The organism is Shewanella sp. BF02_Schw (assembly GCF_014596695.2).
Taxonomy (GTDB): domain Bacteria; phylum Pseudomonadota; class Gammaproteobacteria; order Enterobacterales; family Shewanellaceae; genus Shewanella.
Map to the genome: position 1 here is coordinate 1,111,394 of NZ_JABKAW020000001.1, position 16,866 is coordinate 1,128,259.

Annotated in this window: 12 protein-coding genes; all 12 read left to right on the top strand. The window is 39.4% G+C overall.

Annotation, left to right across the window (positions count from 1 at the left end; all coding sequences use genetic code 11):
- Window positions 1-21 precede the first annotated feature (21 nt).
- The 12 genes from tssM (at window position 22) to tssH (ending at window position 16,813) form a co-directional block, all read left to right on the top strand.
- Window positions 22-3,570: a type VI secretion system membrane subunit TssM gene (gene tssM / locus HNW13_RS05015; RefSeq protein WP_192115097.1), complete on the top strand. Its 3,549-nt coding sequence runs from the start codon at window positions 22-24 to the stop codon at window positions 3,568-3,570.
- The gene (gene tagF / locus HNW13_RS05020; protein WP_162023343.1) at window positions 3,552-4,283 is read left to right on the top strand and encodes a type VI secretion system-associated protein TagF; all 732 of its coding nucleotides are present in this window, start codon (window positions 3,552-3,554) and stop codon (window positions 4,281-4,283) included. The genes tssM and tagF overlap by 19 nt, the downstream gene beginning before the upstream one ends.
- Entirely contained in the window at window positions 4,274-5,041 is a 768-nt protein-coding gene (locus tag HNW13_RS05025) for a protein phosphatase 2C domain-containing protein (protein ID WP_192115096.1), read from the top strand. Before tagF ends, HNW13_RS05025 begins: the two co-directional genes overlap by 10 nt.
- Before the next feature lie 287 nt (window positions 5,042-5,328).
- Window positions 5,329-6,435, top strand: coding sequence for a type VI secretion system protein TssA (gene tssA / locus HNW13_RS05030; RefSeq protein ID WP_162023341.1), 1,107 nt, complete (start codon window positions 5,329-5,331; stop codon window positions 6,433-6,435).
- Window positions 6,436-6,476: 41 nt separating this feature from the next.
- The gene (gene tssB / locus HNW13_RS05035; protein WP_101086874.1) at window positions 6,477-6,977 is read left to right on the top strand and encodes a type VI secretion system contractile sheath small subunit; all 501 of its coding nucleotides are present in this window, start codon (window positions 6,477-6,479) and stop codon (window positions 6,975-6,977) included.
- Window positions 6,977-8,470 (top strand): type VI secretion system contractile sheath large subunit, encoded by a 1,494-nt coding sequence (tssC, locus tag HNW13_RS05040; RefSeq protein WP_011637822.1) that lies wholly within the window; start codon window positions 6,977-6,979, stop codon window positions 8,468-8,470. The genes tssB and tssC (HNW13_RS05040) overlap by 1 nt, the downstream gene beginning before the upstream one ends.
- A 51-nt stretch (window positions 8,471-8,521) precedes the next feature.
- On the top strand, window positions 8,522-10,057 hold the full coding sequence (gene tssC, locus HNW13_RS05045) for a type VI secretion system contractile sheath large subunit (RefSeq protein ID WP_192115095.1): 1,536 nt from the start codon (window positions 8,522-8,524) through the stop codon (window positions 10,055-10,057).
- Between the two features lie 14 nt (window positions 10,058-10,071).
- Window positions 10,072-10,860: a type VI secretion system accessory protein TagJ gene (locus HNW13_RS05050; protein ID WP_192115094.1), complete on the top strand. Its 789-nt coding sequence runs from the start codon at window positions 10,072-10,074 to the stop codon at window positions 10,858-10,860.
- Window positions 10,861-10,868: 8 nt separating this feature from the next.
- Window positions 10,869-11,357, top strand: a complete 489-nt coding sequence (gene tssE, locus HNW13_RS05055) for a type VI secretion system baseplate subunit TssE (RefSeq protein WP_242445137.1) — start codon at window positions 10,869-10,871, stop codon at window positions 11,355-11,357.
- Window positions 11,354-13,183 (top strand): type VI secretion system baseplate subunit TssF, encoded by a 1,830-nt coding sequence (tssF, locus tag HNW13_RS05060; RefSeq protein WP_192115093.1) that lies wholly within the window; start codon window positions 11,354-11,356, stop codon window positions 13,181-13,183. The genes tssE and tssF overlap by 4 nt, the downstream gene beginning before the upstream one ends.
- Window positions 13,180-14,187: a type VI secretion system baseplate subunit TssG gene (gene tssG, locus HNW13_RS05065; RefSeq protein ID WP_192115092.1), complete on the top strand. Its 1,008-nt coding sequence runs from the start codon at window positions 13,180-13,182 to the stop codon at window positions 14,185-14,187. The genes tssF and tssG overlap by 4 nt, the downstream gene beginning before the upstream one ends.
- Before the next feature lie 19 nt (window positions 14,188-14,206).
- Window positions 14,207-16,813 carry a type VI secretion system ATPase TssH gene (gene tssH / locus HNW13_RS05070; protein ID WP_192115091.1) on the top strand — a complete coding sequence of 869 codons (2,607 nt, stop codon included), beginning with the start codon at window positions 14,207-14,209 and terminating at the stop codon, window positions 16,811-16,813.
- The last annotated feature ends 53 nt before the right edge of the window (window positions 16,814-16,866 follow it).

Here is a 16,866-nt window from a genome sequence, read left to right on the forward strand (position 1 = left end):
TGACACAAAGGAATCGCATCAATGTCTTTAAAATCAATTGGCAAAGGAATTGTCGACACACTTAAGTCTAAATGGACAATTACCATAATAGGTTTTTTATGTTTGGCTTTACTTATTTGGTTTGGTGGCCCTTTAGTGGCTATAGCGGGGTATGAACCGTTAGCATCAGCAGCCACACGGATTATCTTACTACTGGTTATTGTTATTATTTTTGGTGCCATTCACTTTTCTCGACAACTCAAGAATAAAAAACAAAGCGAGAAAATGGTTGATAGCTTAATAAATGGTGAAGAGGGTAGCTCTGTGGCCAGTGATGACTTAGCAAAAAGTGAAATCACTGTTTTACAAAATAAAATGACCCAAGCGTTAGATATTCTTAAAAATACCAAGTTAACTAAAAATAAAAGTATTTACGAATTACCTTGGTACATCATGATTGGTCCACCTGGAAGTGGAAAAACCACAGCGATTCAGCATTCAGGTCTTGAATACCCATTAAAAGAAAAAATGGGTGTAGATATGATTGAAGGTGTTGGTGGCACAAGACATTGTGATTGGTGGTTTACCAATAAGGCAGTATTAATTGATACGGCGGGTCGTTATACGACTCAAGATAGTCATGTAAAACAAGACTCTCGGGCATGGCAAGGTTTTCTGGGTTTATTGAAAAAATACCGCCCAGTTCGTCCTATTAATGGGGTGATAATCAGCATGGGCATGTCTGATTTGTTAAACCAAACCAAGACAGAGAGAAATTTACACGCACGCGCAATTAAGCAGCGTTTACAAGAACTGCAAAATCAACTGGGTATGACTTTTCCGGTATATGTTTTATTTTCGAAATCAGATTTAGTTGCCGGGTTTAATGAATTTTTTGATGATTTAACCATAGAAGATTGTGAACAAATTTGGGGTATTACCTTCCCACTCAATGCCGATACAGAAGACACTGATATTGTCAGTTCATTTAATAAAGAATTTCATGATTTATTATTAAATTTAAATGCAAGATTAAATAGCCGTTTAAAAAACGAACGCGACCTAGAGCGTCGTGCGGCCATCTATGAGTTTCCAAAGCAGCTTCGGTTATTACAGAGCTCAGCCGATGATTTTCTGAAAGAAATCTTCGCGCCTAATGCATACGAAGAAGCACCGCTATTGCGTGGTGTTTACTTAACCAGTGCAACTCAAGAAGGTACCCCAATTGATCATCTTTCTAGTCACTTATCCAGTGGTATTAAGAGTAAAGCTAAAACCTTCGCCGCCAATAAACAACGCAGCTATTTTATTAAACGCCTGCTAGAAGATGTTATTTTTCCGGAGAAAAATTTAGCATCAACCAATCGCAAGCATACAAACCATAATAAACTTTTACGAAAAATATCAGTAGGCATTGCTGCAGGTGTCACTTTGTTTGCGAGTTATGTTTGGTGGCAAAGTTATGATTGGAATAGACAATTGATTGATGATACTTATCAAGGTGTCACAGCATATAAAACGGTTACCAGTGGTGGGTTAAATGCTAAGTCTGATGTCATTACATTAACCAAAGGCTTAACATTAATTCGTGATCTCCCTGTTGGTTTTGGTACTGACAAGCCTGAGGATGCATATACCTTTGGTTTGTATCAAGGAGATAAGCTTAAACAACCTGCTACAGCGGCTTATCACCGTGCTTTAGAAACACATTTAATGCCTTACCTACAAGGTGTGCTAAGTGCAGAAATGGACGCTAATGGTGGGCACCTTAACTACCTCTATGAGACATTAAAAACCTACTTAATGTTGTATTTTCCCGAGCATTTTGACAAAAGTGATGTGCAAGTCTGGTTCTCGGCTTATATCGATAGAAACCTGGTTGGTGATGTAAATGGTGAGGTTAGGAAGGAGCTAAATAAGCATATAGATACATTACTGTCTTTAGGGATTAGAGGTCATCAATATGACAGTATGACAGTGGATAGTGCCCGGATTAATTTGACCATGTTACCTCTGGTTGAGCGCGCATATCAGCGTTTAAAAAGTGATTTTTCAAACAGCAGTATCCCAGATTTTAAACTGGTTGATATTCTGGGTGTAGACAGTTTAGATGGCCTGGTGTTCATCAGTGGTCGCCAATTTAATCAAGGTATTCCTGGTCTTTATACTTTTAATGGTTTTCATGGCATTTTTAGTATAGAAAAGAATAAGATAATAAAAAACCTAACCGCAGACAGTTGGGTTTATGGTGATGAGTTAGTTGATTTAGATGAACAAGCGAAAGCGCAGATTACCCAAGAGTTAGAAAACAGATACATTCGTGATTATATTTTCTATTGGGAAGATTTCTTAAGCGACCTTGCTATCAAACCATATTCAACACGTGAGGAAGCTGAGAGTGTTACTGCAGCGCTTGCGAGCCCAGATCAACCGATCAAAACCATTATTACCGCAGTTCAGAAAAATGTGAATTTAACTAAGCTTCCTGCCGATTCAAATAATTTAAAGGCCGCGGCGGAAGTGGCCGGTAATATTTCTGATGTTGCATTTCGGTCTAAAAAAGCACGATTAAATAGACTGTTACCCGATACAGCAATAGAGTTAGATATTGATTTGCCGGGCAAAGATGTGGAATTTGCTTTTGCAGAATTGCTCAAAATAAATCCTGCTGACATTGATAAAATTCAAACGACGTTGCGGGCTCTTAATCGAAACTACAATAAATTATCAATGCAGTCAGAAGGACAAGGTAACGTTGTTAATCAAGCCACAGAAGAAAGCTTTGCTCAACTAGGTTCTAGTTTATCTGAGCAATTGATGGATCTACCTTATCCAGTAAAAAATTGGTTAAGTGAAGTGGCTTATCGTACTCGCTCGTTTGCTAAATCCAATCAAAGTCAGCGTTTCAATGGTATTTGGCGTTCGCAAGTGTTGGCTGAATTCAATCGAGCGATCGCAGGGCGTTACCCATTTGACCGAAAATCGTCAGAAGATGTCAGACTAAAAGACTTCAGTAAGTTTTTTGGTTATGGCGGCACCTTAGATAAATTTTGGGATCAATACCTCGCTTCACATGTCGATACCAGCAAAAAACCTTGGCGTTTTAAGCGTAATATCGGCATTCGTAATGACATTTTAGAAATGTATCAACGCGCAGAAATTATTAAAGAAGCATTTTTCGAACCGGGATCTAAGCAGCCTATTGTTAACTTTTCATTAGAACCGGAATTATTAGATAGAAGTGTGAGTATGTTTTTATTCGAAATAGATAGCCAACAGCTGAAGTATCGACACGGTCCTACTCGCAAAGAGTTATTTACCTGGCCTGGCCCTGGGGCAAATAACGAAACACGAATTGCATTTTCACCTCCTAACGGCGGGCGCTCTATCAATAAGAAATATGAAGGTGAATGGTCATTCTTCAAATTATTAGATGAATTAAGTAAAAAGCGTCCACAAACTAAAAAAGATGGCAAGTTACTCATCAATCTCAAAGGCTACAATGCTGTACTGAAATTGACCGCAAACAGTGTTAACAATCCATTTTGGATGGCAAATATGGAGAAGTTTAGATGTCCTGCGAATCTTTAACATCAGTAGGTTACTGTGGCAAAGTCCCCTCAAAAGGGGATTTTATTCAGCAGAACTTAAATGTTGATTTTCTTAAAAATTGGAATGACTGGTTACAAGCTGTTATTGCGGTGAGTAAAGAACAAACCGAACACAATTGGTTGGATTATTATCTGACGAGTCCCATATGGCATTTTTCGTTATCTGCCGGTGTGTGTTGCGACCAAGCTGTTGTCGGGACCGTCATACCAAGTGTTGACCATGTTGGTCGCCATTATCCATTCACATTAGCCGGATTACATAATCAATCGGCTTTAAGAGGTTGGAAAGACAATCAGTGGGTTGAGGTTTTTGAACAGAATATATTACAAGTGCTTGAAGATGATACTGTTCTTAGTAAATGGTTCGATGCCATTACAAAAGAGACTTTAACGGTTGCCGCCAATAACGACAAGCTACTCGAGAGCGAATCGTTGGATCGCAACAAGAAAGCGTGGGTATTTCAAGGCGACAATTCTCCTGATGTACTTTTATTACTGGACCAGCAATACAGAAAACGCTTTGATCGTTACAGCATTTGGTGGACAGAAGGCTCTGACGATGTTGAACCATGCACGATTATTACTGAAGGTTTACCACAGATCAGTCAATTTATTTCTATGTTAAATGGCCAATGGCAACAGCGTGGTTGGAATACTGCAGAGCTCATTAAGGATCAAACATCATGCACTTAAGTCATGCATTAACTCATCGAGGCACCGTAAGAGCAATCAACGAGGATGCATATCTTGAATTACCACATTTAGGTATTTGGGTGGTTGCAGATGGTATGGGTGGACATGCAGCAGGAGATGTCGCAAGTCAATTAGTGATTGATGGCATCCAGCAGGCCGTTGAACATTTACAACCAGAGACTATTACATTAGATGTTTTAAAACAGTCGCTTATTACGAGTAATCGTTTTTTGCAACAAATGAGTGAGCATGAATTTGATGGGAAGGTGGCTGGCAGTACTGTCGTTGTTTTGTGGTTATACCAAGATAACTATCACTTGTTATGGGTAGGCGATAGTCGAATTTACTTGTTACGAGATCAACAAATGAAGCAAGTCACTAAAGACCACAGTCAAGTTAATGACATGATTGATGAAGGGTTACTTCTACCTGAAGAGGCTGAATCTCATCCATTAGCGAATGTAATCACTCGGGCTGTCGGTGTTGACTCACAATTAGACATAGATTATCGCACCGATAATATGAAAGAGGGTGATGTCTTTTTACTTTGTAGCGATGGTTTAAATAAAGAATTAAATGATGTTGAAATTGAACGAACAATAAAGTCTGGCAACATCATTGATTCCGGTATGGCACTACTCCATGCCTCTTTAGTCAGGAATGCACGAGATAATGTCACCTGCATTCTTGTTAAAAATACACCTAAAAAAATAAATATCATTGATGATAGTGATAAAACAATTCCAATATTTGGTTAATGTTTTGATGAATTAAACTCATATAAGTGTTTTTGTTTGATGAGTTTAATTGTCGATAGCCATTAATTATAAATGTTGTATTTAGATGTGCTGTAACATTATTTAAAATGTAATTATATTGGGTGTAATCACATGGGGTGTGTTTGTTTTTTTGTGATTATCCATTGTAATTAGTTATTGGCATTATATTGTATTTTGCTTCTATTAAAGGGCAATAAGTATTGTTTTTGAAGTTCTATACTTTTATTATTATAAATTAATCGTTTTTATTCAGGGATTGAATTAGATTGAGTAAGCTAAAGAATTTAACAATTGATGAATTAATTCTTCCCATTACCATTGATGCGGAGTCAGGAGTTGATCCTCGTGAAGATATAAGTCCGACATCAACTTATTATCTACTTAAAGATGTGCGAAATATTGCACGTTCTAGAGAGCGTAAAGCACTAACTGACGAAGAAGATGTATTGTCCGTTGCAGCTGAATGGCGACCGATTTTCGAACAAGTTCCGGGTATCTTAAAACAACAATCAAAAGATATTGAATATGTTGCTTGGTTTATAGAGGCAGCTTGCAGGTTATATGGTTTTAAAGGACTTTGTTTTGGTTTCACTCTAGCTACAGAGCTCGTTGAGCGCTATTGGGACACTATTTACCCAACACCTGAACCAAATGATTTGGCAGAGCGCATTGCGCCGCTTATTGGTTTAAACGGTATCGAAAGCGAAGGTTCTTTAATTCATCCAATCAGAACGATTCCGATCACTGATGGTGGCGTCATTTATTCTACTTGGCAATATGAGCAAGCTTTAGACACCAGTCGTCTAGATAAAGACAAACAAGAAAAACGTTTTGATTCAGGTTCAGTGTCACTTGAAGATGTCGAACATAGCATAAGAGAAACCTCTGACAGTTTCTTTATTGAATTAGACCGTGATGTTCAAGATGCCATCGCTGCTTTTAGCAAACTATCTGCTGCCATGGATGCTGCCATGAGCGGTGAGCCACAGCCTACCAGTTACATTCGCAAGGCATTAGAAGCATGTGCGCTACAAATCAGCGCTATCACGGCTCCCATTATTGCAAAAAACAAAGCAAACCTTGAACAAGAACAACATCACGAAAAAGAGCAACACAGCGACCCTAATGACCACAGCACAACGTCATCAGGTGTTGATGGGCAGCTTAACTCGAGAGCACAAGCCATTAATAATCTTGAAACAATAGCGGACTTTTTTAGACGTACCGAACCACATTCGCCTATGTCTTATGCCATTGAACAAGTTATACGTTGGAGTGATCTCAGTTTGCCTGAGTTGTTACAAGAATTAATCCAAGATGGTGAAGCAAGGAATGGTTTCTTCAAGTTATCTGGAATAAAAACGGAAGATTAATCTGTAGTTGATTACTCAACATATTATTGAAAGGAGTTCATATGAGTGTACATGATAAATTAAAGCGAGTAAGAAAACCTCGTGTCCATATTACCTATGATGTCGAAACTGAAGGTACAGTTGTAAAAAAAGAACTGCCTTTTGTTATCGGTGTTACAGGTGATTTTACTGGACACAACACCGCAGATTTAAAACCATTGAAAGACCGCCGTTTTGTGCAAATCGATCGTGAAAATTTCAATGATGTATTAAAACGTATGAGTCCCCAATTAAACATTTCAGTGCCTAACACGCTTGCCGGTGACGATACTGAAATGAAGGTTGCATTACAATTTAGCAGCATCGAAGACTTCGAGCCTGCTGCCATTGTTAATCAGGTTGAACCATTAAAAAAATTAATGGAAACTCGTAACAAACTCCGTGATTTGATGACCAAAGTTGATCGTTCTGAGAATCTCGAAAATATCTTAGAAGAAGTGTTAAATAACACTACTAGCCTAGATAAATTAGCTGGTGAACTTAACCTCAAAGGAGCGGAATAATGAGCATGGAAGCCGCGTCATTAGATGCTGTATCTGAAGAGCAAGCACAAAGTGTTTCTATTTTAGAGCAAGCAATTTTTGCAACCAAGCAAACCGATTCTTCGCGTGCTGAAGAGCTTATTCGTTCGTTAACGGAAGAAGCCTTGAAAGGCACTGTACAGTGGGATAAAAACCTCACAGTGACTTTTAACAAGGCGATTACTCGATTAGACGACATTATCTCTAAGCAATTAGCTGCCATCATGCACAATGAAGAACTGCAAAAACTGGAAGGCAGTTGGCGTGGATTGCATCATACAGTGAAAAATTCTGAAACAAATGAAACGCTTAAAATTCGTGTCATGAGTTTGTCTAAAAAAGAACTTCACAAAGATTTGAGTAAAGCAGTTGAGTTTGATCAGAGTCAAATGTTCAAAAAAATCTATGAAGCAGAATTTGGCACCCCGGGCGGAGAGCCTTATGGTTGTTTAGTCGGCGATTATGAGTTTAGTAATCATCCTGAAGATGTTGAAACATTATCATTGATATCTAATGTTGCAGCCGCTGGCTTCTGCCCATTTGTTTCTGCTGCTGGTTCTTCTTTATTTGGTTTTGATGAGTGGACTGAACTCAGTAAACCACGCGATCTTGAAAAAGTATTTGAATCTTTAGAATACACTCAATGGCGCTCTTTCCGTGACAGTGATGACTCTCGTTTTGTCACATTAACCATGCCTCGAGTGCTTGCCCGTCTTCCATATGGTGAAGCAACAAAACCTGTTGAAGAGTTTTGCTATGAAGAATTCGAATTAGATTTAGAAAGTGGCCGTGCTAAAGTCGCTGATCATGATGACTATTGCTGGATGAATGCCGCGTATGTTATGGCAACTAATATGGGACAAGCATTTAGCAAATATGGTTTCTGTACCGCAATCCGTGGCGCCGAGGGTGGTGGTAAGGTTGAAGGATTACCTGCTCATGTATTTACCAGTGATGACGGTGATCCAGATTTAAAATGTCCAACAGAGATAGGCATTACCGATCGCCGCGAAGCTGAATTAAGTAAGTTGGGTTTCTTACCACTATGTCATTATAAGCATACTGATTATGCCGTGTTCTTTGGTTCTCAATCTTGCCAAAAACCTAAAATAATGTCTAACCATGATGCTACCGCGAATGCGGCCATTTCTGCACGTTTACCTTACCTAATGGCAACATCACGTTTTGCGCATTATCTTAAAGTGATGGCTCGAGACAAAATTGGTAGCTTTATGGAAGCTGAAGATGTCGAGTCTTGGTTAAATCGCTGGATTTTATCGTTTGTTAATGCTTCAGAAGGTGGTGGGCAAGAGATACGCGCCAAGTACCCATTAGCAGACGCAAAAGTTGAAGTTAAAGAGATCCCTGGTCAACCTGGTTCATACAATGCAGTTGCATGGTTACGTCCTTGGTTACAAATGGAAGAGCTTACAGCCTCTTTACGTTTAGTCGCGAAGATCCCTAAAGTAGGATAATCACGCGCTAATGCAGTGACCCTCATTTGTTTTCAAGGATAGAAACAAACGATGCAGCATGAAACCATTTCATTTGTAACAAGTGAAATTTTCAAAGAAGATACTGGTGTTAACAAACCAGTATCTTCGACGACACAGGCACTAAAAAATAAACACCTAGTCGAACGGTTCTTACGAGAGTCGGACTCGACTAGGTCGTTATTGCTGTGGCTTGAAAACTCAAGCCATTCGCTTGAACAATTCGATAAAACATCTGTTTTACCTTTCCTACTTAAAGCCATTGAACGCATTGATAGACAATTAGAACAACAGCTTAACGCTATTATTCATCATGATGCATTTCAGGCGTTAGAAGCCAGTTGGCGTGGGGTGCTTTATCTTGTTCAACAGCAGGATTTGCATGATAAAGACCAGAAAGTGAAAGTAAAAATGCTCGATTGTTGTTGGACAACGCTGTCTAAAGACATTAATCGGGCCATTGAGTTTGATCAAAGTGATTTTTTTAAACTGATTTACAACAATGAATACGACATGTCTGGTGGCGAACCCTTCGGCACATTAATTGGTGATTATCAAATCACTCATAAAAGCCGTCCTGGTGTCTCTACTAATGATATTGATATTTTAAAAGAAATATCCCGCACTGCAGCCGCCGCTTTTGCGCCCTTTATTACCTCGGCTAGTCCTTCTTTGTTTGGTGCTGATGATTTTTCCGATTTATCTGCTCATATGAATATCGCCAAAATTTTTGAACAACACGAGTACATTAAGTGGAATTCGTTACGTAAAATGGACGATTCTCGCTTTATTGGGTTAACAATGCCTAATATTCTCATGCGTTCTCCTTATCTCATTGATGGTACTCGTAGCGAAGGGTTTAAGTTTAAAGAATCGATTAAAAACCCTAAAAAAGATCATTTATGGGGCAATGCTGCTTATGCATTCGGTGGGGTATTAATTCGTGCATTTAGTGAATCTGGCTGGTTTGGCCATATCCGTGGGCTAGAGCCTGGGGCTCGTAAGAAAGGATTAGTTTGCGATCTTGCTGTGAGCCAATATGAGCCAGATTTGTATCGGAAACGCATGAAGCCATCGGTGGACTTATTAATCAGTGATCGGGCAGAGAAGTCTATTTCAGACCAAGGTTTTATACCTTTATCTCCGGTATTAGGTTGTGAGCATTTAGTTTTTTACAGTAATGCTTCTGTTCAGAAACCACCTAAATATGAACTGTTGGAAGACAGTATTAATGCAAAGTTATCATCGATGTTGCAGTACATTTTGTGTGTTTCACGTTTTGCTCATTACATCAAAGTATTAGGTCGTGAAAAAATAGGCTCACTTCATTCTGCAGAGGCTTGCCAGCGAGAGCTACAGCTGTGGCTGCATAAATACACTACCGCTTCAGATGTGTCTTCAGATGATGTAAGAAGTAAATACCCACTGCGAAGTGCCCAAGTACAGGTAAAAGAAATTCGCGGCAAGCCTGGGCATTTCTATTCGATTATTCAGTTACAACCACATTTTCAATTAGATCAGATGGTGTCCAGTATTAAATTGGTCACTGAACTGACATCAAGAAATTAAGATAAAGGTATCAAATGAAACAAATTCAACAAATGCTGCAGAGCGGCCAACTACAAGATGCAATTCAGTTAGTTGAGGCACAGTTAAAAGACGACCCGATGGATATTGACTTAAAAGGTCAACATGTTGAGTTGTTGTGTATTAATGGTGAGCTTGAACGTGCAGACAAACAATTAAACTTTTTAGTGCAAAAGCATCCCGACTTTTTAATTGGCGCAGCAAATTTACGTCAGTTGATCCGTGCTGAACAAGCCCGACAAGATTTTATGGCAGGCAAAGCAGTGCCGCAACTTTTTGCTGAGTCTGATGCACATGTTGAAGCATTAATGAAATTACGCTTAGCAATGGTTGATGCTCAAGATGATGTGACTCAGTGTGCGAGCAGCCTTGAAACTCTGCGTCCCGAAGTTAACTTAGTGTTAAATGATATCACTCATCAAGAAATTCGTGATTTAGATGACACTTTAGGTGGTTTTATAGAAATTTTTGGTACTGACGGTAATTTCTATTTAGCGCAGTTATCTGAAATTGACTATATCAACTTTAAACCTGTGACCTCATTACTGGAAATGGTTTGGCGCCGGGTTGATCTAGCCATTAAAAATGGACCGAGTGGAGAAGCGCATATTCCAATGATTTATGGTGGCAGTGAAACTGATGCGCAAAAATTGGGACGAGAAACCGATTGGCATGAAATCGCAACTAATGTTGTTGCTGGCAAGGGCTTAAAAATGTGGTTTGTCGATGATAATGCTATTGCATTAAATCAAATTACTAAAGTTACCACTCCAGTGTTGCAGTAGGCCCTGTGTTGAGCAAAAACCAACAACCGATAATGGCGTCAATTCTAGATAGATTGATTGATGATGCGCCAAACGAGCAAGATGTCAAAGACAGCCATCGTGGTCTAAATCTACGTCAGTTAAGGTCTAATGTTCGGCGCGATTTAGAAAACCTACTCAATGCTAAATTGCAGTGGCAAACGTGGCCGGAACATTTAACTGAGCTTGATAATTCTTTGATGAATTATGGTTTGCGTGACTTTTCTTCTATGCCAGTCGCGAGCTTAGACGGGCGTCAGCTTTTATGTAAACAAGTTGCCGATACCATAAAACGATTCGAACCGAGATTTTTAGAAGTGATGGTTGAAACAGTCGATAATGAACAACCATTAGACCGGGTTTTAAGATTAAAAATCAATGCATTGTTGTATGCAGAACCTGAGCCTGAATATATTTCGTTTGACTCTGAAGTTGAGCCAGTCCACTTGGCGATGATAGTTAATGAGGGAATTCTGTGAATCAGGAATTATTGGAATATTACAATCGTGAGCTTGCTTTCATTCGTCATATGGGAGCGGAATTTGCTGAGCAATATCCTAAAGTTGCCGGGCGTTTACGCTTAAGTGATGAACACGTTGAAGACCCTCATGTTTCACGATTAATTGAAGCATTCTCTTTGCTAACAGCACAAATTAGGCAAAAACTTGATGATAGTTTTCCTGAATTAACCGAGGCGTTATTAGGCCAGTTATATCCCGATTACCAAGCGCCAATACCGTCTATGTCAGTTATCAAAGTCACCACTGAAAATTTGTCGACGACTGGCGTGTTATTACCCCGAGCAACTCAGGTAGACACTCAGGTAGAGGGGATGAAAACGTGCCATTTTCAAACGTCATATGACATGAAATTATGGCCAATTGAAGTGCAGAAAGCCCAGTTTCAAAATGCACCGTTTAATGCCCCTGAACCGCAATGGCCAGAACGTGCTAAGGCTATTATTAAGCTTGATATCGCCTGTGAGTTTGACGAAATCAGTATGCCAAGCCTCGGTGTTGATAAATTACGCTTTTTCTTGAATGGCCAAGATCATCAAACGTTTCAACTTTATCAATTGTTATTTGAACACAGCCTCGGTTTTGCTTTAGTGAATGAGCAGCAAACTGTTTGTAAGTTTTTAACCAAAAGACATTTAAAAGCGGTTGGCTTTGAAGATGAACAACAAGTGATACCTTACAGTCAGCGTACCAGTTCTGGTTATCGATTATTATTGGAAAACTTTATTTTCCCAGAAAAATTCTTGTTTTTTGACATCGATGATTTAGACGGCAGCTGGCAAGGCATCGACAATAAGTTTTCACTTTATATTTATTTAAAGGAAGGCTCTCAGGATTTAGAGAAGCAAGTTAGTGCCAATCATTTTCTGTTAGGTTGTACGCCGGTGATTAATTTGTTTGAACAAAAATTAGAACCGGTGAGCATCGATGCGTCTCAGTATGAATATAAATTGGCTGCCCGTTATTCTGACTCTGAAGTGACTGAAATTATCAGCATTGAAGATGTTATTGCGTATGATCCTAAGGACAATAAGGTAGACGTTACCCCATTTTATGGTGAATCACATCCGCAATATTTAGGTCATAATAATTTATTTTGGCATGTTAGGCGTGAATCTGCTAGTTGGTCTGGTGGTTATGCTGAATTAGGCACTGAATCGTTTTTATCGTTAGTCGATCATAACTTTAAAGGATTTAAGTCTGAAGACGACTATGGCGCTTGGATATTAAGTATTACCGCTCAATGCAGCAACCGTAATTTGCCGGCACATCTTCCGTTTGGTACTAATGAGCCCAAAATGTTCGTACCTGAACGTGCCGACATTATTAAGCACGTTAAATGTTTGCTTGCGCCTACGCTACCTGTGCGTGCATCGCTGAGTGATGCTTCGCGATGGCAGTTAGTCACCCATTTATCTATTGATAGTTTTAGCGGCAAAGATGCACTGTCTAACTTAAAAGAAACCCTTAAATTATACGATTTTAAGTGTTCGCCAGAAAATAAAAATTTAATAGAGAATATCCATTCTGTTGAAGTGAGCCCAGATACAGCTAGGGTCAACCAACATGGCCGGATTAGCTTTTGCAGTGGCAGTCATATTGAAATTACCTTTATTAAAGACCATTACTCTGGCAGTGGCGTGTTTTTCTTTTGCACTATTTTAGATCACTTCTTTGCGCAATTTGCTGCAATCAATAGTTTTACCCGCTTGAGTATGCGCTTTAAAGATCATAATTCGATAGCCTATACCTGGCCAGCACGAGCTGGACAAAGGCCGCTGCTATGACCCAACAAGTAATGAATAATCAGTTACAAGCGATAATCGATACGCCATCTGAATATGACTTTTATCAAGCCGTTTATCAGTTTCAACAACAATTATCTCAAGGGCGAGAGCAAGGTTATAAGGTGGGTTATGACGCCATTCCAAGCCAAGAGTTGTTACGTTTTAAGTCTGATCAGCATCTTGGTTTTCCAGGACAAGCAATCAGCAAAGTAGCGTCTACATCGACAAGTCAAACTGATAAAGTTGCCGCCGATATGCATATTTCATTTATGGGATTAACCGGACCGAGTGGTGTACTGCCTTCACATTATACCGAGTTGCTACTAGAGCGCTTGCGACTTAAAGATAATGGGATGCGTGACTTTTATGATTTATTTAACCATCGGCTTATCTCACTATTCTATCGGTCATGGGAAAAGTATCGTTTTTCGGCAAATTATCAATCGCCAGAAACAGGCGTTACCGACAGCTTTACCCATGTATTGAGTTTGCTTAGTGGTAACAAATCATTAAATCGCTATTACGCAGGTTTTTGTCACACTAAAACGCCGAGTGCTGAGTCATTACGAAAAATGTTAAATGATTTTACTGGCTGTAATGTACATATTTTATCTTTTCAAGGGCGTTGGCAGTCCTTAGCGAAAACAGAGCAAACCCGAATGGCGAGTAGAAGTATGCCAGAAGGGCAATACGCCCGTTTAGGTGTTGATGCCAGCATAGGCAGCCGGGTATGGGATATTAATTCTAGTGTCAGTATTCATATCAAGCCGAAGGAAGGTGCATCGGTTAACGCTTTTATGCCTGGAACAGCCAGTTATCAATCACTTAAAAAACTGGTTTCTAACTATTTAGGCCAGTCAGTGAAATACAAAATATTTCTAGAAATAAAACAACAAGATGCACCTACAGCTCAATTATCAAAGTCCGCAATCGGACTAGGGTTAGGTTGTGGCCTAATGAGCCGTGCAGAGAATGGACAACAAATAAAAAGCTTAATGATTTAATTAATAAAGGACTATGAATATGTCAGCGATGACTTTAAGTAAATTGGTAGGAAAACTTAACCCAGTATGTCGACAATCTTTAGAAACTGCTGCCAGCGTATGCCATAGCCGCAGCCAATTCAGCGTTGAGATTGAGCATTGGCTATTAGCGTTGCTAGAAAATGGTTCAGGTGATTTAGACATCATCATGGCCAGTTTTTCAGTACAAAAAGATCAGCTGATTAGTGATATCCGTCAGGGATTAGAAAAGTTTAAAACAGGCAACAGTGCAGCGCCAAGTTTGTCTCCACATATAGTGAGTTTGCTTCGTCAAACTTGGTTAAATACCAGTATTGAATTCAACGATAGTGAGATAAGAACTGCCTATCTGATTTTTACCTTACTGACTGACGATTCATTAAACTCTTTGGTTTCGCGCTCTGCAAAACAGCTTCTTAAAATAGATCCAGCACAGCTGAAACATGCATGGCCTCAGCTTGCTCGTCAATCTACCGAGCATAAAGTGTCAAGTAGCGATATTGAAGAAACTCAGGCGATGCAATCAGCGCCGAGCAAAACGCCAAATCTAGACCAATTTACCCAAAATTTAACCGAGCAAGCTGAACTGGGGAAAATAGATCCTATTCTTGGACGTGATAATGAAATTAGGCAGATGATCGACATTTTAACCCGTCGCCGTCAAAATAATCCTATTTTAACGGGTGAAGCCGGTGTTGGTAAAACCGCTGTTGTGGAAGGTTTAGCGCTTAAAATTGCCCAGAAAGAAGTTCCGACTGCATTACAAAATGTTCGTATTCACGTACTGGATTTAGCCTTACTACAAGCTGGAGCCGGAGTGAAAGGGGAATTTGAGAATCGGTTAAAAGCTTTAATTAAAGAAGTAAAACAGTCTGTTAAACCTGTTGTTTTATTTATAGATGAAGCTCACACCATGATTGGCAGCGGCGGACAAGCTGGACAAAATGACGCGGCAAATTTATTAAAACCTGCATTAGCGCGTGGTGAGTTACGTACCATTGCGGCAACAACATGGGCAGAATATAAAAAGTTCTTTGAAAAAGATGCCGCATTAACTCGTCGTTTTCAAGTGGTTAAAATTGAAGAGCCTTCTCCTGAACAAGCTATTGCAATGATGCGGGGCTTGTTACCTGTAATGGAAGGGCATCATAAAATTCTTGTTTCCGACCAAGCTTTATGTGCTGCAGTTAACTTATCTCATCGATATATTACTGGCCGACAACTGCCAGATAAAGCGGTAAGTTTATTAGATACTGCATGCGCGCGTGTCGCTATGAGTCAAGCATCTACCCCTGGAATGGTTGAATCCTTACAACGACAAATTCAGCAACTAGACACACAAATTAGCATTCTTACTCGTGAGCAAAAAACCGGTTCAGATCATAAAAAGTCGATTACAGAGTTAACCAAAAAACATAAATTGCTTTCAAAAGAACTCGCTCCTTTGACAACACAATGGCAGGACGAATTAGTTACCGTTCAAAAAATTGCTGAATTAGTTGGCCAGATTCAAGCATCAGAAACAGATACCGCACCTTTGTTAGCGGAGTTAACGGCGTTTAAGGCAATATTGTCAGCCAATAAACAGCCTATGGTGCATTGGCAAGTTGATGAACAATTGATTGCTGAAGTCATTTCTGATTGGACTGGCATTCCGGCAGGTAAAATGCAGGATGATGAAATAAAAACAATTTTGAACTTAAAAGACACCATGGCCAAGCGCGTTATCGGCCAAGATCATGCCTTGGATTTAATCGCCAAAACAGTGCAAACATCCCGTGCACAGCTGGGTGATGAAAAACGTCCCATTGGTGTGTTTTTACTGACGGGCCCTAGCGGTGTAGGTAAAACAGAAACGGCATTAACATTGGCTGAGCAAGTTTATGGCAGTGAAGACAATGTGACAGTCATCAACATGTCCGAATTTAAAGAAGAACATAAAGTCTCATTACTTTTAGGTTCACCTCCAGGTTATGTTGGCTATGGTGAAGGTGGAGTGCTGACTGAAGCCGTTCGCCGTAAACCTTATAGTGTTATTTTGCTGGATGAAATGGAAAAGGCACATCCAGGCGTTCAAGATATTTTTTATCAAGTTTTTGATAAAGGCACCATTAAAGATGGTGAGGGGCGCGATATAGATTTCAAAAATACTATTATCATTATGACCTCAAATGCTGGTACAGAAACCACGATGGGCTTATTTGAAGATGAACAAATTGCGCCATCAATTAAAGGTTTACGTAAAGCACTTCAAGATGATTTATTGAGTTATTTCAAACCGGCATTTTTAGGCCGTTTGAATGTCATTCCTTATATTCCACTGACACAACCTATGCTTAATGAAATCACTAAATTGCAATTACAGCGAGTTGCTAATCGTTTAGCTGAGCATTATCAAGCTAAGTTCACTTACAGTGATGATGTCGTGAGCCAAATTGTGTCTATGTGTCAGGATGCTGGTTCAGGTGCTCGCAATGTGCATAATATTTTACAAAATACGATGTTGCCTGACCTTTCGATCAAAATCTTACACAATATGGCTAACAATAAGAAAACAACCAATGTAAAAGTAAACGTAGTAAACGATGAGTTTATTTATAAAATTTAAATGAATATAAAACCGTGACATTAATAACTAATTAGTAAGTATTAGTTTGGTTA